Genomic DNA, 24,254 nt, shown 5'->3' with positions numbered 1-24,254 from the left:
CCGCCTCCCGCGCTCGTACCACCCAGAACAGGATGAACACTTACATGTCAACGACCAGCAGGCGGACCGTCCTCGGCATGGCCGGGGCCACCGCTGCCGCCGTCGCCGTCGCCGGCACCGGAGTCCTCGGCTCCGCCGGCGTCTTCGAGGGCACGGCGGAGGCGGCCGACGCGCTGCACGGCGTGAACGAGCCCACGTTCACGACGTTGAAACCGTTCCGGGACGCGCTGCGCGTCCCGCCGACGCTGCGCCCCAAGAGCCATGGGATCACGGAGATCGACATGGTCCCGTCCTCGGTCCGGCTGCACTCGCAGATGCCGCCGACCCGGCTGTGGACCTACGCCGGCCACTTCCCCGGCCCGACCATCGAGGTCCGCAGCGGGGAGCGGGTCCGCATCGCCTGGAACAACAAGCTCAAGGGCAGGACGCCGGTCAAGGCGGTGTGGGTGAACCCCGAGGGGCCCGGCCCCGGCCTGCTCCCCTACAACCGGCCCGGTGCCGAGGGTGCCGCCGCGCGCCCCGAGGTCGAGGGGCTGACCGCCTGGACCACCGTCCATGTGCACGGCGGCCACCAGAACGCCCTGAGCGACGGCGCCGCGGAGTTCGGAGTCACCTCCGGCAACGGACAGTTGGGGGAGTACGCCAACGACCAGGCGGCGACCCACCTCTTCTACCACGACCACGCCATGTCGGTGACCTCGCTCAACGTCCAGGCCGGTCTGGTCGGGAACTACGTGGTGCGCGACGCGGAGGAGGACCGGCTGGGCCTGCCCCGCGGCGAGTACGAGATCCCGCTGACCATCCAGGACGTCAACTTCGACACCGACGCCCAGGGCCGCCTCACCGGCCAGGTCCTCGCCAAGCGGATCCTGGGCGGCGGCGCGATGCCGATGCCGGGCACCATCCCGCCCGCCCTGGCGAGCCTGAACCCGTTCACCATGGTCAACGGCGTGGTGTGGCCGTACCTGGACGTGCAGGCCCGCGCCTACCGCTTCCGCCTGGTGAACGTCTCCACCACGCGCGTCTACCGCCTGGTCGTCGTCGACGAGGAGACCGGCAAGGTCGTGCGCGGCGCCATGAGACTCATCGGCACCGACATGGGGCTGCTCGGCAAGCCGCAGATCATCGACGAGGCGATCTCCCTCTCGCCCGCCGAGCGCGCCGACGTCGTCGTCGACTTCGCGGCCTTCCCCGGGAGGAAGCTCAAGCTCGTCAACACCATCCCCGGCCAGACCCCCGGGGCCGCGCTGCCCGACTTCATGATCCCCTTCCCCGACGTCATGCAGTTCCGCGTCGAGAAGAAGCGCCGCGCGCTGCACCCGCTTCCGACAACGTTGTCGAAGTCGTTCCGCAAGCTCACCCTCGCCGATGTACCCAAGGACGCGACCGAGCGCTTCGTCCTGCTCGGCTTCGACAGGACCGGCGCCATGCCCCAGATCTGGGAGATGGAGCAGGTCCCGGCCGACACGGCGCCGGGCACCGGCGTCGTGACGGTCGACATGCCGGGCGGCACCCGGACGCTGCGTCGCACGGGCAGCATGTTCGAGGACACCACCACCTTCTTCGGCGCCTCCGGCACCTGGGAGAAGTGGCACTTCATCAGCGCCGCCCCCGAGGGCGTGCCCATCTACCACCCGATGCACATCCACCTGATGAACTTCCAGGTCGTCGACCGGCGGGCCGTCGACTCCTCCGGTGTGGACTTCGCCACGGCGCAGACCAGGAAGCCCATCACGGTCGGCGCCCCGGTCCCGGTCGCCCCGGAGGAGTCCGGCTGGAAGGACACCATCACCGTCAACGCCAACACCCTCGTCACCGTGGCGGGACGTCTCGCCGACCAGACCGGCCAGGTCATGTACCACTGCCACCTCCTCGACCACGAGGACGAGGGCATGATGCGGCCCTTCGTCGTCATGCCGTCGCCGGTCCACGACATCCACCGGATGCTGATGGACATGGGCCGGGGAATGGACGCGCACGACATGGAGCACATGAAGATGTAGCCCCCACCGCCGGGGCGTCAAGGCCCGGAGCGGTCCCGTCTCGGGCGGGACCGCTCCGGGCGGACCCGGACCCCGGGCCTACAGGTCCAGCAGGGCCTGCTCGACGGCCTCGGTCAGCGCGGGGTGGATGTACAGCACCTCCCGGCCGACCTGGTCGGCCGTCTGCCCCAGTGCCATGGCCTGGATCAGCGGCTGGATGAGCGTCGCGGCCTGGGGACCGATGATGTGCGCGCCCAGGATCGTCCGGTCGTGGGGGTCCGCCAGGACCTTCACGAAACTGGTGGTGTCCTCCAGGGCCCATCCGTAGGCGGTGTCCGCGTAGTCGCGGACGCTCACCAGGTACGCGACGCCGCGGCGGCGCGCCTCCTGCTCGGTCAGCCCGACGCTCGCGATCTGCGGGCTGGTGAAGACCGCGTGCGGAGCGAGCTTGTTGGACAGGGTGCGCAGGTCGTCCGGGTGGAGCAGGTTGTGCCGTACGACACGGGACTCGGCGTTGGCCATGTGCTTGAGCTGGAAGTGGTTCACCGCGTCGCCGAGGGCCCAGACCCCCGGTACGGACGTGCGGTAGGTGTCGTCGGTCACGATGTGCCCGTGCCCGTCGAGTTCCAGCCCGCCGGCGGCCGCGTCCAGCCGGTCGGTGTTGGGCCGGCGGCCGGTGCAGACCAGCAGCATCTCGGCCTGGACGACCTGCTCGCCCTCGGCGCAGGTCACACTCACCTCGACACCGTCGGGGCGGCGTTCCACGGCGGTGACGGTGGCGCCGAGGAGGACCTGGTGCCGACGGGAGACGAGCTCGGTGAAGCGCTCGGACACCTGCTCGTCCTCGGCCATCAGCAGGCGCGGCCCCCGCTGGATGATCGTGACGTCCGACCCGAACGCGCCGAAGACGTGGCCGAACTCGGCCGCGATGAACCCGCCGCCGATGACGGCCAGCGAAGCGGGTGCGTCCTCGATCCGCATGATGGTGTCGGAGGTGTGGAACGGCACGGTGTCCAGTCCGGGGACGTCGGGCACGTCGGGCCGTGAGCCGACCGCGACGACGATGGTGTCGGCGGTGATCCGCTCCCCGCCCACCTGCAGCACCTTGGGCCCGACGAAGCGCGCCTCCTCGGTGTACACGTCGATGCCGTGGTCCCGGCGGTAGTCCAGCGCGCTGTCGTGGAGCGGGTCGATCCGGTGGAACACCCGGTCGCGGACGGTTTTCCAGTCCACCGGTTCGACGGTGGCGCGGACCCCCAGCCGCGCGGCCGCCCGCGCGCCCTCGGCCGCGTCGGCGGCGACGACGAACATCTTGCTGGGGATGCAGCCCCGGTTCAGGCAGGTGCCGCCGAAGCGGCTCGGTTCGACGATGGCGCAGCGCAGGTGCGCGAACTCGTCCCCGATCAGCATGTTGCCGCTGCCCCCGCCGAGGACCACAAGATCGTAGTGCGGCATGTCCGCCCGCCTTCCGCCGGTCAGCAGATGTCCGGACGTCCTGGCTGCGGGGCAGGCCCCCGCGGGACGGCCCGCCCGATTTGTGCCTGTTCGGTCCTTCGAGGTTCATATCACGGGCACGGGGCGCCGGGGGTGCACCATCGGCGCGACACAGCCGGCGGGGTCAGCCCGCCGTTCCGGCGGCCTGCTCCTTCCTGCGCTGCCGGTAGGCCCGCATGGACGCGCGGGAACCGCACCTCGGGCCGCAGTAGCCGGCCGAGCTGTTGCGCGTCCGGTCGAAGAAGCAGAAGTGGCACGGCTCGTGGCGGCACGCCCGCAGCCTGTCCCACACGCCCGCGTGCGCGAGTTCGGTGACGCTCGCCAGTACGGTCCCGAACAGCCCGGGGATGCCGCTCTGCGTGCTCGCCAAACGGGCCCCCTCGGCGGTGACGACCGTGACCAGGGGGTAGCGGGCGGCGATGCCGCGAAGGTGCTCCTCCGCCCGGGCGAGCGCCCCGGGGGTGGTGTTCTTGTCGCCCGCGTGCGCCAGCAGCACGGTGATCAGGGCGTTGCGCAGTTCGCGTGCGGCGGCCGCGTCGGCCTCGGTGACGTGGGTGGCCTCCGTGCCCAGGTCGTGCTCCAGCAGCCATGCGTGCATGCTGCGGGCGTCCGTGAAGCGCTCCGGGAGCTGCCTCGGCCCCGAAGCGTGCGTGTTGAGGAACCGCAGGAGCGCGTCGACGGCTGCGGGCTGGGTCAGCGGACTGCGCTCGGTCGTGGGCGTCGGCATCGTGCGGGCCTCCCTTTCCGGGTCAGTCTAGTTCGCTCCCCGTTGTGGGTGAAACCGCGACGGTAGTCATTCTCTTCCTGTGTGGTGGAGTCCCAGTGAAGTGCGGTGAGGTGTGTCACGCTCGCCCCGATTCGTGTGGATGCGTGTTGCGGGTTGCGACCTAATGGCCTACGGTCATCACCACGAAGACAGGCTGAGCCGCTCCGGTAGTTGCGGCTCGAAGCCTTCGGCGACCCGGCCGGGGATCCGGCGTGCGGCGCCGGTGTGGCTCCGCCGTCCTCGTCCCCCGAAAACGGTGACCGCCGGCGTGTGGCGCACCGTCCTCTACGAAGGAAGACCCCCATGTACACGAAGCTGGAACTTGTCGTGCTGCCCGTGTCCGATGTCGACCGGGCCAAGGCGTTCTACGAGGCGCTGGGATTCCGCCTGGATCTGGACAAGGCCGTCAGCGAGGACTGGCGCGCGGTGCACTTCACCCCGCCGGGCTCGGAGTGCTCGGTGATGTTCGGTCAGGGGCTCACCTCCGCCGCGCCGGGCTCGGCCCAGGGGCTGTACCTGGCCGTCCTCGACATCGAGGAGGCCCGTGCGGAGCTGGTCGCCCGGGGCGTCGAGGTGAGCGAGGTGTTCCACGACGCCGGCGGGATGCTGTTCCACGGCCATGAGGGCGGGGAGATCACCCACCGGCAGGAAGGTCAGGGGCGGCTCGCGGGCCTGCATCCCGACCGTGCCTCGTACGGCTCGTTCGCCACCTTCAGCGACCCGGACGGCAACGGCTGGGTGCTCCAGGAGATCAAGCAGCGGTTCCCCGGCCGCTGACCCACCCCGTCACCGCAGGGCGTACGGAGCCGTACGGACGCGACCCCTCCTGCACCCCAATACGTGCATATGCTCGTTCCTAGTGGAAGGAAACCCCGTGAACATGCCCCCCGTGGAGCCGTCCGAGCAGGACGGCCCCGGCCCGAGGCCGGTGTCGCACCGTGCCCCGCGCGGACTGTCACGACGCGCCTTCGTCGGCGGCGCGGCCGCCTCCGCCGTCACCGTCGCCGGCATCTCGCTGGCGGGCGGGTTGCCGTCGGCCTCCGCCACCCCGCCCCTGCGGACGCCGCACGGGTTCGGCTCGGTCTCCTCGGCGCCCCGGCTGCCGGCCGGGTTCACCAAGACCTTCAGCAGCCGCTTCGTGCGGGCCGGCGGGCTGCGCCAGCACGTGGTGACCGGAGGCGACGGGCCGCCGTTGCTCCTGGTGCACGGCTGGCCGCAGAATTGGTACGCGTGGCGCATGCTGATGCCGGAACTGGCCCGGCACCACACCGTCATCGCCGTCGACCAGCGCGGCATGGGACTCACCGACAAGCCCGTGAGCGGGTACGACACCCGCTCCCTGGCGGGCGACCTGGTCGCCCTGATGGACGCCCTGGGCCACGAGCGGTTCGCGGTCGTCGGCCACGACACCGGAATGATCATCAGCTACGCGCTGGCGGCCGACCACCCGGAGCGCGTCGCCCGCGTGGCCCTCGCCGAGGTCCCCGGACCCCCGCGGAAGTCCGCCTCACCGATCCTCTTCGTGGACGGGCGGGACAACGACAGGCTCTGGCACATCCCGTTCAACCGGGTCGACCACGAGCTGACCGAACGGCTGGTCAGGGGGCGCGAAGCGGACTTCTTCGGCTACGAGTTCGACATCCAGGGCGGGGAGAGGCTGCCCCGGTACGCGCGCGAGTACTACGTCCGCCTCTTCTGCGACCCCGCGACGCTGCGCGGCAGTTTCGGGTTCTACCGCGCGTGGGACGGCACCACCGGTCAGAACGAGGACCGCGCGCGGAAGAAGCTGACGATGCCGGTCCTGGCGATCGGCGGATCCGAGAGCTGGGGCGGTGCCGTCGCGGGCGCGATGGAGCCCCTGGCGGAGGACGTACGGGGCGTGGTCATCCGCGGCGCCGGTCACTGGGTCGCCGAGCAGGCACCCGAGGAGATGCTGGCGGAACTCGGCACGTTCCTCGCCCCGTACCGCCGCGCCGCCGGCGCCTCGCGGTAACCCCCGGCCGGGTCCGTCCCGGCGAACCCCACCCACAGACGGGAGGCACGGTGTTCTCCGACATCGGCCCGCTGGAGGTCCTGACGCTGCTCGTGGTGGCGGTCGTCCTCGTCGGACCCGACAGGCTCCCCGGGCTGGTCTCCGACACCGTGCGTGCCCTGCGCGGGCTCCGTGAGCTCGCGCAGGGCGCCCGGGCGGGCCTCCGGGACGAACTCCCACCCGAACTGCGGGACCTGGACCTCACGGACCTCGACCCGCGCGATCCGCCCGCCGGCGGCCACCGGCCGTGACGCGGCCGTCCGGCGGCGCCCGGATCCGCGTGCGGCACCTCCTCACCTCGGCACCTCAGAAGGGAAACACCCATGTTCGGAAGGCTCGGAGCACCCGAGATCCTCCTCATCCTCGTCGTCGTCCTCCTCCTCTTCGGGGCCAAACGGCTTCCCGACATGGCCCGTTCCTTCGGGCAGTCGCTCCGGATCCTCAGGAGCGAGACCAAGGCCATGCGGGAGGACGGCTCCGGTGAGCCCCCGGGTGCCGTGGGGACCGCGGCCCTCGAGCCCGGGGCCGCGACTTCTGAGCCCGGGGCCGCGACCCCGCACACGGCGCCCGAGGCCACCGCGGCGGGCGCACCCCACCGGCGCTGAAGCGCCCCGGACGGACCGGCCATGACCACCCGTACCCCGCGTGACCCCGATCGGATGCCCCTGCGGGAGCACCTGCGCGAACTGCGCAACCGCCTGCTCAAGGCCGTCGGGGCGATCCTGCTCGTCACCGTCGCTGCAGCCCTGTTCCACCGGCAGCTCATCGGGTTCCTCATCGATCCGCTGCCCGGCTGTGCCCCCGGCCGCCTGACCGGGGCCTCCGGGGCGGACGGTGCGGGTCACTGCGGCGTGATCTCCCTCAACGGTCTCCTCTCGCCGTTCTCCCTCGCGCTCAAGGTGTCGGTCACCGCGGGAGTGGTCGGCGCGAGCCCGGTGTGGCTCTACCAGCTGTGGGCCTTCGTCGCGCCGGGACTGCACCGCCGCGAGCGGAAGTACACCCTGGCCTTCCTCGGGGCGGGCATCCCCCTGTTCCTGACCGGTGCCGCGGTGGCGTACCGGACGCTGCCGACGACGGCCCGGGTGCTGATCTCCTTCACGCCCGACAACGCCACCAACATCCTGCCCGTCGACGACTTCCTCGACCTGGCCACCCGCATGGTGATCGTCTTCGGCCTCTCCTTCGAACTCCCCGTGCTCCTCGTGCTGCTGAACTTCGGCGGGGTGATCAGCGCCCGGCGGATGACCGGGTGGTGGCGCGGCATGCTCATGGGGGTCGCCGCCTTCGCGGCGATCGCCACCCCCAGCACCGACCCGATCAGCATGCTGCTGCTCGCCACGCCCATCAGCCTGCTGTACGGGGCGGCGTGCGCGGTCGCCTGGTGCAACGACCGCCGGCGACGGCGCACCGCACCCGGCCGCCCCGACCCGGCCCCGGGCGCCGTCGAGGCCCCCGCTCCCGCCCCCGACGACGTCGCCGCCGGCCGGTCATGACGTGTCGCGCCGGGAGTCGCTCACTCCGCCCACGGTTCGAAGCCGGTGTCCAGCACGGCGTCGAGGAACCCGCGCAGCAGGGCCGCGTCCGCGGACCCGAACCGTTCCTCGAACCGGGTCTGGACGTCGTTCCAGAGGGGGAGCGCCGCCTTCATCCTGGCGAGGCCGTCCGGTGTGAGCGTGACGATCCGCGCGCGGCGGTCGGTCGCCGACGTCTCGACGGTGACCAGGCCCTCCCGCGCGAGCGGCTTGAGGTTGGAGGCCATCGTCGTACGGTCCATCGCGATGATGTCGGCGAGGGCGGTGATCGTCATCTCTTCGTGGACGCTGAGCTGCTGCAGGATGCTGAACTGGGTCGCACGCAGGCCCACCGGGGCGAGGGCCTTGTCGTAGGTCGCGCCGAGGTACCGGGCCGCCTTGCGCAGCGCCAGGTTGTTGCACGAGTCGGCTTTCGACGCCGCAGCGGTCATGGTCTCCTCCCGAGCATCCTCCCCATGATACGAGCATCTGCTCCCACAGGGGAACGAGAACGACAGGCAGTGGCTGCTTGAGACCTACCGTGACCGACTAAACGGACGAAACGCGTCGTAATTTCCGGATGTGCGAGGATGCCGGGATCCCGCCGTTAGGAAGCGTTCACTTCCTTCGCCGCGCAAGTAAACTAGGGGCATGTCAGACGTCATGCCGCGGCAGGAAGCGGCCCCCGAGGCGATCGTGCCGCTCAGTCCCGACGAGGAAGCGGTCGTCCGGTCGCTGAGTCGTGTCATCTACGCCCTGCCCCGTGTCATGGACGCTGATCTGGTCCGCGAGCAGCGGCTCCCGCTCATCGAGTACCTGACCCTGATGAACCTCTCCGAGGCGCCCGGTCGGCAGATGCGCATGAGCGACCTCGCCGGGGCCTGCGAACTGTCGGTCAGCGGGATGACGCGCGTCGTCCACCGGCTGGAGAACGACGGGCTCGTGCAGCGCGTGAAGTGCGCCGAGGACGCCCGCGGCTGGAACGCGGTCCTCACCGACGCCGGCCTCGCCCGCCTCAAGGAGGCGTGGCGGACCAACCTGGTGTCCGTGCGCCGTCACTTCCTCGACCACCTCGAAGGCCTGGACCTCAAGGCGCTCGGCGCGGCCCTGAGGAACGTCGCCACCTGACAGCCCCGTGCGGCCGAGGTGCCCACCCGGCTCCGCGGCCACTCCGCCGTGGCAGAGGCGTGCCCCTGCCACGGCGCCCGGTCAGGCCTTCGCCGCGACCGGCTTCCCGGCCTCGGGCGCTGCCGCGCCCGCGCCGTCACCGGTGGTCCCGGCCGACGGCGTGACAGGGGTGTAGAAGACGCTCCCCTGACGGCGGGACCGCTCGGCGAGCCCCTTCGCGACCAACGCCTCCAGGGCGTTGCGCACGACGGGGGCGCTCGGGGCGGAGCGATCCGGATGCCGCTTGGCCAGCGCGTCGACGAACTCACTGACCATGCGCGGCTCTTCATCGGCGGCGAGGACGTCCGCGACGAGGCCGCGCAGGGTCGGCTTCTCCTTGTCGCGGGACGGCGCCGCCTTCTTGCCGGCCTTCCGGGCCTTCGCCCCGCCGGCCGGCTTCCGTGTGCGGGGCCGCGGGACGGCCCGGGGAGCACCCTCCTCCGGCGCCCCGGCCACGTCGGCGGCCGGAACCACCTCGGCGGGAACCTCCTCGGCCGGCACTTCTTCGGCCGGGACTTCGTCCGCCGGCACGGCATCGGCAGGTTCGTCGCGCGGGGCGACGCGGGGTCCGCCGGTCGTCACGCTGCCCTGCAGCCGGGTCAGCCAGGCCCGCTCGTCCTCGAGCCGGGTCAGGCGGGCCTGGAGCCCGGCCACCTGCTCCCGGACCGCTTCCTGATCCTTGGCGTTGTTCTCCAGGTCCTCTGCGAGACGCGCCGCATACCGGTCCTGAATGGTTGTGTTGTGGGACACGACAGCCGCTTCCTGGTGTATGGGATGTTGCTGCCGGATCGTACCCATCCTCCGCGCTCACCGTGCGGAACCGCCCCGTACTCAGCGAGTTGGGGCGGTGTTCACCGTGGACGTCCCGGCCGCACGCCCCGCCGCCGCAAGTCCCGTGCGGGGCAGGCCCGTGGGCGGGCCGGGAGAGACGTACTCATCCCAACTCGTCATTCCGTTGGCGTAGTTGAGATGCGCCTTCACGGTGGCGGGGTGCAGATGCGGCGCCCGGTCCCGCGGTGAGGGAGGAGTCCCTGACGGGCGAACCCATGTACGGGCAGGGCACGTTCGAGGGAACCCCACCGGGTGAGTCGCCGTTGACCGCCCTCCTGAGCCGCCGCCCTCGCCCTCAGGCCCGCCAGATGTTGTCGAAGGCCGCCTTCTCGATGTCCTTCCGCTGCCGCACCGACTGCAGTTCCTCGACGGCGTCGTGGACCGCGGCCAGCACCGTGGCCACGGCGTCGTCGCCGACGTCGGCGAGGTCGCCGGGGGTCCGGTCCCCGGGGACCCCGGCGGCGGACGCGAGGGCGGCAAGGACGGGCTCCCCGGACGACCGTCGGCCGAGTGCCTCCCGGCGGGCGGGGGAGTCCAGCAGCACCTGCTCCCCGGTGGCCCAGGGCCGCCACCGGGGGCGGCTCACGGCGGTCAGACCGGTCGCCTGCAGCGCGCCGCGGTAGACCGAGGAGAGGTTGCGGCCCCTGCGCCACAGCCAGTCCTCGACGGACTCGTAGGGCTCCTGGTCGACGAGCGCGGAGGCCGCCTGGTCCAGCAGGTGGTCACCGGTGGCCGGCCCGTCGGCCGGCACCAGGCGGTCACCGTCCAGAATGACCGCCCGCGCTCCGAGGAGATCGATCACCTCGGCCCCCGCGAGCGCGAGCGACAGGTCGCCCGGTTCGACGGGAGGGCTCGAAGGCACATCCATGCTGACGATCATCAGGTCCTGCGGCGTGCTCATGGCGGCTCCCGTCGAAGAGATCAACAACGATACGTCGCCGCGGGCCGCCGTCCGCCGTTCCCGGCGCACGGCGAGCCGCCCCCCACGGTGCGCGCAGGTCGGGGCGGTGCCCGGTCAGGGGTTCGTCCAGGCGCTGGGGGACTCCGTCAGGGCCAGGACGCCGTGCGGCAGTTCGGCCCCGGCGACGTCGGCGAGCGACACGCCCTCGAGGATCTCGCGCACGTTGGACCGCAGCGCGATCCACAGGGGCAGCAGCGACTCGGCGGGCCCGGTGTACGCCAGGTCCGGGGGGCGGACCCCGCGGACCGAGACGAGCGGTCCGTCGACGGCGCGGATGACGTCGGCGATGCTGATGGACCCGGCGGGCCCGGCCAGGCGGTAACCGCCGTTGCCGCCCCGCTGGCTGAGGACGAGACCGGCGCGGCGCATCTCGTTGAGGATGCCCTCGAGGAACTTGTGCGGGATGTCCTGGGCGGCGGCGATGGCCTCGGCCTTCATCGGCCCGGCCTCCGGTGACGCGGCGAGCTGCAGCGCGGCACGTACCGCGTAGTCCGCCCTGGCTGAGATCCGCATGGGCGCATTATCCCGTCGGGTGCCGGTGGTGTCGGTTCCGGGTCACACCGGCAGCGTGAACGGGGGGTGCGTGCCGTTGAGGAAGTAGTCCCCGACGTCGCGGAGGCGGGGGGCCACGGGCTCGTACAGGGTGTGGGTGCGCGCGTTGCGCCAGAAACGGTCCAGGCCCAGGCGCGCGGACGCGGAGCGGGGCCCGATGACGTCCAGGGCGCGCGTCGTGCTCTCCCGCACGGCGGTGGACGTCGCGACCTCGGCCACGGCCACGAGCGCCGAGATCTCCGCGCACTCCTCGTAGCCGAGGGCCTCCCCTCGTGCCAGGCCGCCCTCCAGTGCCTCCAGCGCCTGAGCGGCGAGCGCGGAGGCGGAGCGGGTGAGGACGGTCAGCTCGTCGTACGCGGCGAGCACGTGGGGGTCCTGGGGCGATCCGGCCGGCCACTCCGGCTGCCACGGCCGCTGGCCCGCCCTGCTGTACTCACGGGCCTCGGCGAGCACGCCCTCGGCCGTGCCGAGTCGGAGCTGGACCGACATCAGACGCCCCAGCGGCGAGGCCAGCGAGGCCAGGGGCGGCAGGACGTCCTCCTCGGCGGAGAGCGAACCGAGCACCTCGTCGGCGGTGACCGCCACGGAGGCGAACTCCACGCCGCCCCCGGCGGCGAGCCGCTGGCCGAAGGGATCGTCCTCCGCGCCGACCGCGACGCCGTGCCGGGCGGGGTCGACGGCGACGGCGAGCGGTTCCCCGGTGTCGGCCCGCACGGCGCGTACGGCGATGCGGTCGGCGACGAGGACGCCCGTGACGTAGCTCTGCCGGCCTTCCAGCCGGTAGCCGCCCGCGGTCCTGGCCAGCGTCAGCGTCGCGTCCTGGCGGGCGAACCCACCGCCCCAGCACCACTGCCCGGCCGCGGAACGCCGTTCCAGCCCCGTGGCGGCCGAGGGCCCGGTGAGGAGCCGGGCGCTCCACGACACGAAGTAGTGCGTGCCGAGCAGTTGGGCGATCGCGGCGTCGGCCGCCGCGATCTCCCGGACCACGGCGTACGCCGTGGCCCAGTCCGCGCCACCGCCGCCGGACCCGGCGGGCACCAGCAGCGGCAGCAGCCCCGCCTCGCGCAGCCGGGAGACCTCGTCGAACGGGGGCTTGCCCGCCTGGTCCCTGGCGACCGCGTCCGTGGCCAGGTCGTCCGCCGTCTCACGGGCCACCCGCAGCCAGTGCGCGCGGCCGGGCCCGGTCGGCTCCGGTTCCGGCTCCGGCGGCGGTGCGGAGCCGGACGGCGCGGTCTCAACGTCCATGGGCGTCTGGGGCACGTTCCTCATCCTGCGCAGCCTGTCGGACCACCGTCAATGCTTTCCCATCAATTCACTAGGAAATACTCGGCGGCGGCCGCTTCACGGGGTGCCCGCAGCGGTCCTGCGGATGGCGACGCAGGCGATGTCGTCGTTGAGGCCGCCGTCGCTGTGGCGGAGGAGCGCCTGGTGGAGGAGGTGCAGGAACCCGGCCGGTGCGGTGGTGGCGGCCTGCCCTGTCCAGGCGGTGAGGGGGAAGAAGGCGCCACCCGGGTCGCGGGTCTCGCTGACGCCGTCGGTGTAGAGCAGCAGCAGGTCGCCGACGGCCAGGGGAACGCGGTCGACGTGGTAGCCGGAGCCGACAAGTGCCGCCAGGTTGACCGGTGGTGAGGGGACCACCGGGTCGATGGCCCGGGTGCGGCCGTCGTGCACCAGCAGGGCAGGCGGGTGCCCGCAGCTGAGCACGGAGGCATGGTCGGCTGCGGGCGGGATCTCGACGATGACGGCGGTGGCGAAGCGTTCGCAGTCGTCCTCGGCGGGTACCGCCGCGGTGTACCGCGTGATGGTGGTCTCCAGGCGGTGCGCGAGGTGCGGCAGGTCGGGGGCCTCGTAGGCGGCCTCGTGGAAGGAGCCGAGGAGGGCGGCCGAAACCCCCACGGCGCGCAGGCCCTTGCCGCGGACGTCCCCGAGGATCAGGCGCAGGCCGTGGGGGGTGTCGGCCGCGGCGTAGAAGTCGCCCCCGATGCGCGCCTGGGGGGCCGCGGCGAGGTAGAAGGTCGCGATCTCCAGGTTCCTGATGCGTTCGGGCACCGGCCTGAGGAGAACCTCCTGCGTCGCGTCGGCGACGGCGCGGACCTGGGCGAGGGTGTGTTCGCGCTGCAGGCGCAGGTGGCTGGCGTAGGCGGCGGCCAGACTGACGGCGCCGATCGCCCCGGCGGTGTAGAGGGCGGACATGTCGGAGAAGGCCAGGGCGTAGCCGATGACCGGGAGCAGGCAGATCATCCCGAGGGTGAGGGTCGCCCGCACGGACCAGAGCGACGCGGCGAGCGCGGGCGCCGCCGGCAGCAGGCGGGTGAAGGGGACGTCCTGGGGGGTGAGGATCGCCAGGACCCCGATGACCGCGGTCAGGACGGCGGGGGACAGCAGAACGGGGTCCCGTCGCCGCAGGTTCGACCACATCGTCCGATACCGGGCCAGAGCGCTCATGGCTGGATCGTAGGCGATCCATGATCGCACCCCGCAGGTACGACATCTGATGCCGCGTCCGCCCCGGGACGCCCTTCGCGGGTCCGCGGAAGTCGCGCGTCCTTGGGCTGGTGTCTCCCACCTGCCGCGGTGTTCCGCGGGTGGGCCCTGCGTGTACGGGTCAGAAGGGAGGTTCGAGATCCCCGCGGCCGTCGCGGTGCGGCCCCCGGTCCCAGGGCTCCGCCCGGAAAGGTCCGGGGCCGGGGACGTCGTGGCCCCACGCTTCAAGGGCCCTCCGGGCGATGCGGCGGTCGGGCTCGTGGCCGTTGGTGTCGAGGACGCGGCGCGTGTGCACGGCGAGGTGATCACGCTGCTCGGCGAGTGCCGGGTGTTCGGCGAGGATGAGCGCGGCAACGACGGCGGCTTCGCGCACGTTCTCGTGGCTGTCCTGCACGAAGGGAGCGACGGCCCGGTAGAGCATCGGGCGCAGGTCCCGGAAGGACGCCATGGTCGTGCCGTGGGTGAGGAACCCGGGGAACCGCTGCTCGATGGGGCCTGCGATCTCGTCGGAAGCGTCGTAGGCCGTGGAAACCAGCCAGTTCAACAGCGTCGCGCGGATGGGGACGTCGCCGTAGGCCCGGAGGTTCGCGGCCGCCGGGTGGGTGAGGATGCCGGCGACGTACAGGGCGACGGGTGCGGTGGCCCCGTAGATGGTGCCCTGGTGGTTGACCATCTCACCCAGCTCCGACAAAGCGGTGACCTGGATCTTGGGATCGGGCTCCAACAGCCGCGCGAGGACGTCGGGAAGGTCCTCGCCGCTCCCGAAAGCAGTTTGGAGCGAGCCCCAATCGGTCTCCGCCAGGACCACCTGGTAGGGCGGCACGTCCGGCTCAAGGGGCACCCCGGCGCTGGAACGGCTCTCGTGCATGGGCCGAACCTAGACCAGGCCTCCGACACGATTGCCTTGCGGGCCTGCCATTCGGACTGCGGTCCCCGCGCGAGCTACGGGCGGGACGGCCGTCGAGGGCAGCCCGAGCGATCGCGTGCCGCAGGCGGACTGCCGCGGACTCGGTCCGGCCAACGAGGCCATCCAGTAGGGTTCCGACGCCGTGATCACTCCCGCGCAGCCGGATCGCTCCATGGCGGCAACGCCTTCGCGCGCGGTGGTGAGGAATCGCTGGAACCTACTGCGAGAGCATCCCAGGCGACGGGCGCGGCCGAGAAGACCGGTGTGGAGGGGTTTAGGCCCGATGCGAAGGGGTTTACGATGACCGAATTTTCCGAGGGTCCGGAGCCGAACGCCTGCTCCGCCTGGGCCGTTGTCGACTGGTTCTCCGATGCCCTCGACAAGACCCATTTCGAGGAGAAGTTCGTCGGCAACATGTCGGCCCTGGCGGTCAGCCCCGAGGGACGTGTGGCCGCCCTCGCGGACCGCTCCTTGCTCTTCCACCTGGACGCCGCCACCCACGAGCCCGTGGAAGTCGTGGCGCTGTACGACGAGGACGGGAAGGAGACGGACTTCGAGGCCCTGGTCTTCGATGAGGACGGCACGCTCCTGATCGCCTCCGAGGAACCTGCCGTTCGTCGCTACACCCCGGAGGGAAAGTTCATCGACAGGCTGCCGGTGCCGGACAGCCTCCTCCTCGCGCCTGCGGGCCGGGCCGTGGTCAACGAGACCTTCGAGGGCCTCGCCATGCAGCCCGGCGGCCTCACCCTGGTGGCGTCGATGGAGGGCGCGCTGAGGGGTGACGAGAGCGACTACGTGCGTTTCCAGGCGTGGAAACGCGAGACGGCCGGCGACGAGTTCCGGATCGGCGTGCAGTGGGGCTACGTGCGCGACAAGGGCCTGCTGCTGTCGGACATCTGCGCGTCCGGTGACGGCAGGCTCCTTGTTCTGGAGCGGGGCTTCGACAAGAGCGTCGGCAACATCATCCGGGTCTATCTCGCCGACCCGCGCGAGGCGGACGACATCACCCACGTCGAGAACCTGTCCGGCCAGGACGACGTCTCCCTGATGAACAAGACCCTGCTGGTCGACATGGTCAACTGCCCGCCGCTCGGAGCCACGAACAAGCAGTCGCAGGCCAACCCCCTGCTCGGCAACATCGAGGGTATGACGATCACCGGGACCACCCCGGACGGTCGTTTGAAGGTCCTCATGGTCACCGACGACAACCAGAGCGACATGCAGACCACCCGACTGTACGGGATGACCATACGGTTGCCCGAGCTCTGAGTCGCATGCGTGCGGCGTCTTGCGCCCGGCCCGTGCCCGATGCCACGTCGACAACGGTGCCGCTCGATGAGGCTCTGCCGCAAAGGCGGTACCGCCTCGCCGTGATCGACGGGCCCCACAGGGACCCCGGCCATGGGGAGGCGTCCGCCGGGTGGCGTGGGCACCCCACGGCGCCCGGCGGACGCGAGGGGCGTCACTCCACGAAGTGGCCCGGGCCGACGACCTTCCACTGGCGGGTGTGCGGGTCCTCGATCGAGGTGTAGGGGGCCTGGAAGACCAGCACCTGCTCGGTGGAGCGCTTGATGGTCCACAGCTCGGGGGTCCTGCCGGAGCGGTCCCAGGCGATGGCCTGGCCCTCGACGTCGGGCAGCTTGACGGTCGCCACCCAGCGCAGGTCCGAGCCCTCGGACGGGAGGTCCATCACGTAGGCCTCGTCGTAGTCGTGGCCGGTGATCCACAGCCGGCCGTCGGGGCCCCACGAACCTCCGGAGTTGCTCATCGGCCGGATCTTGTCCAGGAGTTCCTGCGGCAGCGTCCAGGCCTCCACGACCCGGAACCGGTCGTCGAGTTTGACGATCTGCGTGTTGTCGGTACCGCCGTACGGCTCCGTCGAGCCCGCCGGGGGCTTGTCGTAGTTGGCGAAGGCCGCCCACCACGCCCCGTCGTGCCGGTCCAGCCAGGTCAGCGAGCCGCGGTCGATGCCGAAGCCGAAGGTGTCGATGTGCTTCATCGTCCGGGTGTCGAACACCTCGACGGAGCTCTTCTCGGGCGTGGTGTTGTAGTTCGAGGTCGCCGCGTACAGCTTGTCGCCGACCACGGTGGCGCTGTCCATGTGGATGATCGGGCCGTCGGCGTCGCCGACGAACTGCAGGAGAGGTTTGCCGGTCGCCTTGTCGTGCTTGGTGATGGTCTGGTTGTTGACGGCGTAGAAGTACTTCCGGTCGACGGCCACGCCCTGCCGCGCGTCGAAGGCGGCGAAGGTGTGCCGGAGTTCGGCCGTGTACTCCGTGGGGGCCGCCTTCGCGACCGCCGCCTTCGCGACCGCCGGGGTCGAGGCCTCGGCGGATCCGAGGCCCGTGGCCGCCATGAGTGCCGCCGCCGCAAGGCAGGCTGCCGCGGCTGAAGCGATCTTGGTCCGTACGTGCATGGTTCCCCTCGGTCGATCCGGTGGCAGGGCAGGGTTCGACCCTGACGCGGCCGAAGATCGTCCACGCGAACTCCGGGGGAGCGGAGGGTGAAGGGCAGACCGCCGACCGCTGCGTGCGCGCCGCCCGGCTTCTCCGCGTCCGCGACCGCCCGCGCACGGGGGCCGCTGTCGGTGCCGGGTGGGAGACTTCCCGGCATGATCGAACCGAATCCCAAGGCGGACCTCCTCCGGTACCTGCAGGACGCGCGGGACACCCTGCTGTGGAAGATGGACGGGCTGTCGGAGTACGACGTCCGCCGCCCCCTCACGCCCACGGGGACGAACCTGCTGGGGCTGGTCAAGCACGCCGCCGGTGTGGAGCTGGGCTACCTCGGCGACACCTTCGGGCGGCCGTTCTTCGGTGCGGAGCGGCCCTCCTGGTACCGGGAGGACGCGGAGGCCAACGCGGACATGTGGGCCACGGCGGACGAGACGCGCGAGGAGATCACCGGGCTGTACCGCCGGGCCTGGGAGCACGCGGACAGCACGATCGAGGAGCTGCCGCTCGACGCGGTCGGCCACGTCCCGTGGTGGCCGGAGGAACGCCGGGCGGTGACCCTCAACCACGTCCTGGTGCGCGTGATCGCGGACACCCAGCGGCACGCCGGCCACGCCGACATCCTCCGCGAGCTCATCGACGGCAGCGTCGGATTCCTGCGGGGCAACGACAGCATCCCGTCGGACGACCGGGCCTGGTGGGAGGAGTACCGCGGCCGGCTCGAGCGCGTGGCACGCGAGGCCGGCGAGTGACCCGAGCGTGCCGGCCGGTATGCTCACTACCCTGGCGGGATGACGATGCACAGGATCGGCCCCGCGAGTGTCGACGCGATGATCGAGGACCTCAGGACGCTCGTCGAGGTCGAGTCCCCCTCGCGTGACGTCGACGCCCTGACGGCATCGGCCAAGGCCGTCGCCGGCGTCATCGAAAGGCGCCTCGGCGGCCAGGCCGTCTGCGTCGAGAGCCCCGTCGGGCCGCACGTCCGCTGGTCTTCCGGGGGCGACCCCAAGGTGCTGATCCTGGGACACCACGACACGGTGTTCCCGCTCGGTACCCTCGCACGGCGCCCGTTCACCGTCGCCGGCGGCCACGCCACCGGCCCCGGCGTGTTCGACATGCTGGGCGGTCTCGTGCAGGCCGTCCACGGTGTGGCGCTCCTGGAGGACCGGTCGGGCGTCGAGATCCTGGTGACCTGCGACGAGGAGGTCGGCTCCGCCCACTCCCGGGCCCTCATCGAGGAGCGGGCCCTCGCCTGCGGCGCCGTGCTCGTCTTCGAGGGCGCGGCCGAGGGCGGGGCGCTGAAGACGGGCCGCAAGGGCTGCGGCACGTTCGAGGTCACCGTCACCGGCCGCGCCTCGCACGCGGGACTGGAGCCCGAGGCCGGGGTCAACGCCCTCGTCGAGGCCGCGCACCAGGTGCTGGCCGTCGCGGCGCTCAGCCGGCCCGAGGCCGGGACGACCGTCACCCCGACCGTGGCGTCGGCGGGCACCGTCGACAACGTGGTGCCCGCGCAGGCGACCGTCGTCGCCGACGTACGGGTCGAGACGGCCGAGGAGAAAGAACGCGTCGAAGCCGGCTTCGCCGCGCTGACCCCGCACCTGGACGGAGCCGCCATCTCGGTCCGCGGCGGCGTCCGGCGGCCCCCGATGCCGGAGTCGGCGTCCGCCGCGCTCTTCGCCCTTGCGCAGCGGTTGCTGCCCGGCATCGAGGGCAGGGCCGTGGGCGGTGGGAGCGACGGCAACCACACCGCCGCGCTGGGAGTGCCGACCCTCGACGGTCTCGGAGCGGTCGGGGGCGGGGCGCACGCCGACCACGAGTACGTGGTCGTCGACGCCATGGCGGAACGGGCGACCCTCGTCGCGGGCCTGGTGCACGCCATCCGGAACGGGTAGCCGCAGGGGCCCCCGTCGCCGCCCGGTGTCACGGACACGGGGGCTGTCCGGTCCTGGAGGTAGCTGACGACCGCCGTGCGCGCCGGCGCACCGGGGCGGATCGACACCACTGCGGGAGGGAATGGCGATGCGGACGGTGGACCTCGGCGGTCAGGGACTGCGCGTGCCGGTGCAGGGCCTGGGTGCGATGGGGATGAGCGTGGACTACGGGGCGGGGGACGAGCGGGAGTCCGTGATCACGCTCAACCGCGCGGTCGACCTGGGCGTCACGTTCATCGACACGGCCGAGTCCTACGGCCCCTTCGAGAACGAGCGGCTGATCGCCCGCGCCCTCGGACACCGCCGGGACGAGGTCGTCCTGTCGACGAAGTTCGGCCTCGACTTCGCCGACGACGGTACGCCCGGTCCTCTCGACGGCCGGCCGGAGCACGTCCGCCGGGCCGTGGAGCGCTCGCTGCGCCACCTGGGCACGGACGTGATCGACCTCTACTTCATGCACCGGGTCGATCCCGGGACGCCCGTCGAGGACACCATCGGCGCGATGGGTGAACTGGTCACCGCGGGCAAGGTCCGCTACATCGGGCTCTCCGAGGTCTCCTCGGAGACCATCCGCCGGGCCCACGCCGTCCACCCCCTCACCGCGGTCCAGTCGGAGATGTCGCTGTTCACCCAGGACCTGCTGGACAACGGCCGCAAGGCGACGATGGACGAACTGGGCATCGGCCTGGTCGCCTCCTCGCCCATGGGCCGCGGCTTCCTCAGCGGGGCCATCCGCAGCGTCGACGACCTGGCGCCGGACGACGCGCGGCGCGGACTGCCCCGCTTCTCGCCGGAGAACATCGCCGCGAACCTCGTCCTGGTCGAGCGCGTACGGGAGATCGCCGAAGCACGCGGTGCGACACCGGGCCAGGTCGCGCTCGCCTGGGTCGATGCGCAGGGGGCCGTGGCCATCCCCGGTACGAAGCGGCGGAAGTACCTCGAGGAGAACGCCGCGGCGGCCGACCTCGTCCTGTCGCGGGACGAACGCGCCGCGCTCGGAGCCGCCGTCCCGGCCCGGGAGGTGAGCGGCGCGCGCTACACCGCGCGGGCGCTGGAGTCCACCAACCGCTGACCGACCGCCGGCCGAGCGCCGCGGCGGCGGTCCCCGCGACCGGGGGACCGCCGCCGCGTCCGTTCCGTGCCCGGATCAGAGCCCGGCGAGCACCGCGAACGGGTCGGCCGCACCGCCGTTGTCGACGGCGGCGATCCGCCGCCGCAGGGTGAACGCGGCGCCCGGTTCGATCGTCACCTGACGCTGGGTCATCGCCCATATCCCGCAGGCGTACACGGTGAAGCCCGGCTCGTCGTAGAGCAGCCCGTACGTCTGACCGTCGGAACCGGTCATGCCCACCCACGGCGCCGTCGGCTCGAAGTCGGCCGGGGCGGAGGCGGTCACGGTGCCGTGCCCCGCGACGCCGCTGCGCTGGCCGGCGCCGTCGTGGTCCAGCACGTCGCCCAGCCAGAAGGTGCGGGACTCCGTTCCCCGGTTGGTGAAGACGCTCTCGGCGGTCACCCAGGGCTCGCCCTCGCCGATCGTGAACGTCGTGACCACCTCGACGCCGGGGACCTGGGTGCTTGCCCCGGTGGCGCGCGCGGAGGCGACCGGGCCGCCCGCGGCGAGCACCTCCAGGGTGGTGGACCGCACGGTCAGCTGCTGCCAGGCGTTGCTCCCGCGCGGCCGCGCCGCCGAGGCGTACGGCAGGTTCATCCAGTCCAGCTGGTCCAGGTGACCCACGGCCGCCAGGTCCAGCGGCTTGCCCAGGGTGACCCCGGACAGCTGGGGGTCCTGGGAGCCCGCGGAGACGGCCAGCGACAGCATGCCGTTGGACAGCGTGACGTCCGTGGCCGCCGCCTGCGACTGCGGCCCGGGCACCGCACGGCCGGTGCCGGCCCGTACGGCGGCACGCGTCAGGGCCACGTCGCCCCGGGTCTGCGCGCCCGCGCGCACGGTGGCCGTGGCGGTCGCCGGTTCGTAGCCGACGCCGCCCACGGCGACCGCGTACTGTCCGGGCGGCGCGAAGGCCAGGTACTCGCCGGTGGTGTCGGTGGTGACGGCCGCGAACCGGGTGCCGTCCGCCGCCGTGACCGTCACCTGGACGTTGGCGAGCGGCTTGCCGGTGACCTTGTCGGTGATCCGGCCGACCAGGCCGTCGCCGGCGTCGATCCGCCGGGCCCCGGGGCGTCCGTCGCACACTTCGAAGGCGGCGATGGTGAAGGCCGGGGAGGCCGCGTCGTCGCCCTTGAGGACGATGCGCAGGTCGGCGCGCCACCGGTCGCGGGTCACGTCGCACATCACGTAGCCGCGGTAGGTGCCGTTGTAGAACTTCACGTGCGGGTTGGCGACGAGACCCGCCCGGACGTCGGCGTCCCAGCCGGCGCCGGAGGAGATCGACGTGCCGACGAACTCGGTGGCGACGACCGGCGCGTGCGGGTCGTCGAAGTCGGTCTTGAGGTCGTTGACCCAGTGGGTGTGCCAGTCGCCGCTGAGCACCACCGGGTTGGCGACGTCGCGGTCGGCGAGGAAGTCGAGGATGCGGGCGCGGGCACCCGCGTACCCGTCCCACTGGTCGAGGTTGACGATCTTCCCCGGGCCGAGGTCGTAGTCGAAGGCGGCCATGATGGTCTGCTGGGCGATGACGTTCCACCGGGCCTTGGAGCGGTCCAGGTTGCCGAGCAGCCACTTCTCCTGCTCCGGGCCGGTCATCGTGCGCTCCGGGTTCCAGACCTCGGGGCCCGGTTCCTTGCGGCCGTCCCCGTACGCCTGGTCGGTGCGGTACTGGCGGGTGTCGAGGACGCTGAACTCGGCGAGCTTCCCGAACCGCACCTGACGGTACATCAGTGCGTCCGGGCCGGTGGGCCGCTGCCCGGGCCGCAGCGGCAGGTGCTCGTAGTACGCCTGGTAGCCGTTGGCCCGGCGCTCCAGGAAGGGACGGCCGTCTCCGGCGCCACCCGGCACGTCGGCCGCGTAGTTGTTCTGGACCTCGTGGTCGTCCCAGGTGACGAAGAACGGGAACCGGGCGTGGGCAGCCCGCAGTTCGGGCGAGGTCTTGTACAGGGCGTGCAGCCGGCGGAACTCGGTGAGGCCGCCGTCGGTCGTCTCGTAGATGTAGTCGCCGAGGTGGAGGACGAAGTCGAGGTCCTGCTCCGCCAGGTCGCGGTAGGCGGGGTAGGCGCCGCCCGTCCACGACTGGCACGACACGAACGCGAAACGCAGCCGGTCGGCCTTCGCGCCGGGCGACGGCATGGTCCGCGTGCGGCCGGTGCGGCTGCGGACCTCGCCGTACTGGAAGCGGTACCAGTACCAGCGGTCGGGGGCCAGGTCGTCGACGACGACGTGCACGGTGTGCGCGGACTCGGGCAGCGCCGTCACCGCGCCGCTCGCGACGACCTTCCGGAAGGACTCGTCCTTCGCGACCTCCCACCGCACCTCGACGGGCGTCGCGGGCATGCCGCCGGTCTCCGCGTCGAGCGGATCGGGTACCAGGCGGGTCCACAGCACGACGCTGTGGTGGTCCGGGTCACCGGAGGCCACGCCGAGGGAGAAGGGCGCGGGGTCCAGTTCCGCGGCGCGTGCGGAGAGCGCCTCGGTCAACTGGCCCGCGGCCAGGACCCCGAAGGTGCCCCCCGCGAGGGCGAGGAAACGGCGGCGGTCGAGGGTGCGCAGTGCAGGGCTGGTGGTCACGTCCCAAGATCGTGCAGCAGCCGTACGGCCGGGCGGGTGTCGCCGCGGGGAAGGGACGGTGTCCGGCACATGTCGGGCGCGGGCGGTGTGTGCAACTCCACGGCTTGGAAAGGCAGTTCACTCGCGATTCATGATCGCGGACCTCGCTAGGCTGCCGGGTGTTCATCTGCGGCGCCCCATCGCCGCCCTGGAGCGGTCCGGCGGCACGGGGGGCTGTCACATCCACGGGGAGGAACTGTCACGTGAAGTCACGCAGGGTTCGGGCAGTCGGCGTCGTACTCGCCGCTTTCGGGCTGGTGTGCACCATCGGCAACTCCGCGAGTGCCGCGTCCTTCAGCTGGGGCGCGTACGAAGGCGGCGGTTACGGCTACTGGATGCAGGACCCGGGGCCCGACCCCATCGGCTGGGACGACGCCCCGGGCGACTCCATCGCGGCCTGCGACACCATCGCCGACGGCTGGGGGATCGAAGTCAGGCTCGACGTCAACCGGGACGGCGACATCGACCGCAAGGTCAGCACCCGCGGCCAGCACTCGCCGTACTGCTCCGGCTGGGCGAGCGGCAACCTGCCCGAAGGGACGCCGATCCGCATGTGGGTCGTCAAGGTCAAGGGCGACACCGAGTACCACCCCGTCTACAAGGACGGCAACGCCTGACACCCGTGCCGGCCGGGCGCGCGTTCCGCGCCCGCCCGGCCGGCCGGGGATGCCCCGGCGCGGGGGCCGGCGGCGGCGTTGCTACCGTGGCGGCGTGCCACTCCTGGGACCGGCTGACCCACTGCCCCACCGACCGCGTCGGGTGCTCGTCGCCGGCACGTCCGGCGCGGGCAAGACGACGCTCGCCGCCCGTGTCGCCGCCGCGCTGCGGGTGCCGCACGTGGAGATCGACGCGCTCTTCCACGGCCCCGGCTGGACCAGGCGCCCCTCGTTCGAGGCCGACGTCCACCGCTTCAGCGCCGAGCCCGGCTGGGTGACCGAGTGGCAGTACGGCTCGGTGCGCGCCCACCTCGCCGCCCGCGCCGACGTGCTGCTCTGGCTGGACCTTCCCCGGCGCCGCGTCATGCGCCAGGTGATCCGGCGCACCCTGGTACGTCGCCTCCGCCGGCAGCGGCTGTGGAACGGCAACGTCGAGCCGCCGCTGTGGACGATCCTCACCGACCCCGAGCACATCGTCCGCTGGGCGTGGAACACCCACGGCAAGACGGCGGCGCGGGTGACCCGACTGCTCAACGAACGGCCGGAGTTGACCGTGGTGCGCATCCGGAGCCACATCGAGGCGGCCCGCTGGGCGGACGGGCCGCTGCGGGACTCCGTCGTCACGCGGCCGTAGGACTGCCGCAGGACTGTCACCGAGCCGTGGTCATGGGGTCACGGTTCGTCTCAAGCATGGTCAACTCATAGCCTGAGCATGCCAGTTGGCGCACCATGGCATGTGCGCGCGGCAAGCGGCGGTCGCCGGTCGCCGAGACGGTGCGAAGAGTGCGAAGGGGTGGGTGGGAGTG

24 protein-coding genes are annotated in these 24,254 nt (G+C 72.2%); 13 read left to right on the top strand and 11 right to left on the bottom strand.

Going from position 1 to position 24,254, the window contains the following annotated elements; genetic code table 11:
- Positions 1–44: 44 nt before the first annotated feature.
- Entirely contained in the window at positions 45–2,003 is a 1,959-nt protein-coding gene (locus tag PV350_RS15830) for a multicopper oxidase family protein (RefSeq protein WP_500334405.1), read from the top strand.
- A 78-nt stretch (positions 2,004–2,081) separates the two neighbouring features.
- Here the strand turns inward: PV350_RS15830 and PV350_RS15825 are convergent, their stop codons facing one another.
- Both PV350_RS15825 and PV350_RS15820 read right to left on the bottom strand, forming a co-directional pair.
- A complete protein-coding gene (locus PV350_RS15825) occupies positions 2,082–3,437 on the bottom strand; it encodes a mycothione reductase (protein WP_499516188.1) in 1,356 nt (451 codons plus the stop codon).
- A 163-nt stretch (positions 3,438–3,600) separates the two neighbouring features.
- Complete coding sequence (locus PV350_RS15820) at positions 3,601–4,203, bottom strand: CGNR zinc finger domain-containing protein (protein ID WP_499516189.1); 603 nt, start codon at positions 4,201–4,203, stop codon at positions 3,601–3,603.
- Between the two features lie 342 nt (positions 4,204–4,545).
- Between PV350_RS15820 and PV350_RS15815 the strand changes: the two genes are divergently transcribed.
- The 5 genes from PV350_RS15815 (at position 4,546) to tatC (ending at position 7,767) form a co-directional block, all read left to right on the top strand.
- Entirely contained in the window at positions 4,546–5,019 is a 474-nt protein-coding gene (locus PV350_RS15815; RefSeq protein ID WP_499516190.1) for a VOC family protein, read from the top strand.
- 103 nt (positions 5,020–5,122) lie between these two features.
- A complete protein-coding gene (locus PV350_RS15810) occupies positions 5,123–6,235 on the top strand; it encodes an alpha/beta fold hydrolase (protein ID WP_499517037.1) in 1,113 nt (370 codons plus the stop codon).
- Positions 6,236–6,285: 50 nt separating this feature from the next.
- Positions 6,286–6,525, top strand: coding sequence for a twin-arginine translocase TatA/TatE family subunit (locus PV350_RS15805; RefSeq protein ID WP_499516191.1), 240 nt, complete (start codon positions 6,286–6,288; stop codon positions 6,523–6,525).
- Between the two features lie 72 nt (positions 6,526–6,597).
- The gene (gene tatA / locus PV350_RS15800) at positions 6,598–6,879 is read left to right on the top strand and encodes a Sec-independent protein translocase subunit TatA (protein ID WP_500334402.1); all 282 of its coding nucleotides are present in this window, start codon (positions 6,598–6,600) and stop codon (positions 6,877–6,879) included.
- 21 nt (positions 6,880–6,900) lie between these two features.
- On the top strand, positions 6,901–7,767 hold the full coding sequence (gene tatC, locus PV350_RS15795; protein ID WP_499516193.1) for a twin-arginine translocase subunit TatC: 867 nt from the start codon (positions 6,901–6,903) through the stop codon (positions 7,765–7,767).
- 20 nt (positions 7,768–7,787) lie between these two features.
- Here tatC and PV350_RS15790 read toward each other — a convergent pair whose 3' ends face one another.
- Positions 7,788–8,237: a MarR family winged helix-turn-helix transcriptional regulator gene (locus PV350_RS15790; RefSeq protein WP_499516194.1), complete on the bottom strand. Its 450-nt coding sequence runs from the start codon at positions 8,235–8,237 to the stop codon at positions 7,788–7,790.
- Positions 8,238–8,436: 199 nt separating this feature from the next.
- Here PV350_RS15790 and PV350_RS15785 point away from each other — a divergent pair, with 199 nt between their 5' ends.
- Positions 8,437–8,913: a MarR family winged helix-turn-helix transcriptional regulator gene (locus PV350_RS15785; protein WP_499516195.1), complete on the top strand. Its 477-nt coding sequence runs from the start codon at positions 8,437–8,439 to the stop codon at positions 8,911–8,913.
- Positions 8,914–8,994: 81 nt separating this feature from the next.
- On the opposite strand, the gene PV350_RS15780 is transcribed toward PV350_RS15785, so the two are convergent.
- From PV350_RS15780 to PV350_RS15755, 6 genes are all read right to left on the bottom strand, one after another.
- The gene (locus PV350_RS15780) at positions 8,995–9,702 is read right to left on the bottom strand and encodes a hypothetical protein (RefSeq protein ID WP_499516196.1); all 708 of its coding nucleotides are present in this window, start codon (positions 9,700–9,702) and stop codon (positions 8,995–8,997) included.
- Between the two features lie 376 nt (positions 9,703–10,078).
- Positions 10,079–10,684 carry a GOLPH3/VPS74 family protein gene (locus PV350_RS15775; RefSeq protein ID WP_500334399.1) on the bottom strand — a complete coding sequence of 202 codons (606 nt, stop codon included), beginning with the start codon at positions 10,682–10,684 and terminating at the stop codon, positions 10,079–10,081.
- Between the two features lie 114 nt (positions 10,685–10,798).
- Positions 10,799–11,257 (bottom strand): RrF2 family transcriptional regulator, encoded by a 459-nt coding sequence (locus tag PV350_RS15770; RefSeq protein WP_499516198.1) that lies wholly within the window; start codon positions 11,255–11,257, stop codon positions 10,799–10,801.
- Positions 11,258–11,299: 42 nt separating this feature from the next.
- Positions 11,300–12,541, bottom strand: coding sequence for an acyl-CoA dehydrogenase family protein (locus PV350_RS15765; protein WP_500334423.1), 1,242 nt, complete (start codon positions 12,539–12,541; stop codon positions 11,300–11,302).
- Between the two features lie 96 nt (positions 12,542–12,637).
- Positions 12,638–13,714 carry a PP2C family protein-serine/threonine phosphatase gene (locus tag PV350_RS15760; RefSeq protein ID WP_500334421.1) on the bottom strand — a complete coding sequence of 359 codons (1,077 nt, stop codon included), beginning with the start codon at positions 13,712–13,714 and terminating at the stop codon, positions 12,638–12,640.
- A 187-nt stretch (positions 13,715–13,901) separates the two neighbouring features.
- A complete protein-coding gene (locus PV350_RS15755; protein WP_500334397.1) occupies positions 13,902–14,648 on the bottom strand; it encodes a hypothetical protein in 747 nt (248 codons plus the stop codon).
- A 339-nt stretch (positions 14,649–14,987) separates the two neighbouring features.
- On the opposite strand from PV350_RS15755, the gene PV350_RS15750 reads away from it, so the two are divergent.
- Positions 14,988–15,956: an esterase-like activity of phytase family protein gene (locus PV350_RS15750; protein WP_500334396.1), complete on the top strand. Its 969-nt coding sequence runs from the start codon at positions 14,988–14,990 to the stop codon at positions 15,954–15,956.
- Between the two features lie 193 nt (positions 15,957–16,149).
- Here PV350_RS15750 and PV350_RS15745 read toward each other — a convergent pair whose 3' ends face one another.
- On the bottom strand, positions 16,150–17,103 hold the full coding sequence (locus PV350_RS15745) for a hypothetical protein (RefSeq protein WP_500334394.1): 954 nt from the start codon (positions 17,101–17,103) through the stop codon (positions 16,150–16,152).
- 195 nt (positions 17,104–17,298) lie between these two features.
- On the opposite strand from PV350_RS15745, the gene PV350_RS15740 reads away from it, so the two are divergent.
- From PV350_RS15740 to PV350_RS15730, 3 genes are all read left to right on the top strand, one after another.
- The gene (locus tag PV350_RS15740) at positions 17,299–17,892 is read left to right on the top strand and encodes a DinB family protein (RefSeq protein ID WP_499516202.1); all 594 of its coding nucleotides are present in this window, start codon (positions 17,299–17,301) and stop codon (positions 17,890–17,892) included.
- Between the two features lie 39 nt (positions 17,893–17,931).
- Positions 17,932–19,032, top strand: coding sequence for a M20 family metallopeptidase (locus PV350_RS15735; RefSeq protein WP_499516203.1), 1,101 nt, complete (start codon positions 17,932–17,934; stop codon positions 19,030–19,032).
- Positions 19,033–19,159: 127 nt separating this feature from the next.
- The gene (locus PV350_RS15730) at positions 19,160–20,143 is read left to right on the top strand and encodes an aldo/keto reductase (RefSeq protein ID WP_499516204.1); all 984 of its coding nucleotides are present in this window, start codon (positions 19,160–19,162) and stop codon (positions 20,141–20,143) included.
- Positions 20,144–20,218: 75 nt separating this feature from the next.
- On the opposite strand, the gene PV350_RS15725 is transcribed toward PV350_RS15730, so the two are convergent.
- Entirely contained in the window at positions 20,219–22,753 is a 2,535-nt protein-coding gene (locus tag PV350_RS15725) for an alkaline phosphatase D family protein (protein ID WP_499516205.1), read from the bottom strand.
- A gap of 242 nt (positions 22,754–22,995) precedes the next feature.
- On the opposite strand from PV350_RS15725, the gene PV350_RS15720 reads away from it, so the two are divergent.
- Positions 22,996–23,409, top strand: a complete 414-nt coding sequence (locus PV350_RS15720) for a hypothetical protein (RefSeq protein WP_499516206.1) — start codon at positions 22,996–22,998, stop codon at positions 23,407–23,409.
- A gap of 94 nt (positions 23,410–23,503) precedes the next feature.
- Positions 23,504–24,082, top strand: a complete 579-nt coding sequence (locus PV350_RS15715; RefSeq protein WP_499516207.1) for a P-loop NTPase family protein — start codon at positions 23,504–23,506, stop codon at positions 24,080–24,082.
- The last annotated feature ends 172 nt before the right edge of the window (positions 24,083–24,254 follow it).

The organism is Streptomyces sp. PA03-6a (genome assembly GCF_033792765.1).
Taxonomy (GTDB): Bacteria; Actinomycetota; Actinomycetes; order Streptomycetales; family Streptomycetaceae; genus Actinacidiphila.
Note: the sequence above shows the minus strand (reverse complement) of the source record. Positions and strands in the feature narration are given on the sequence as shown.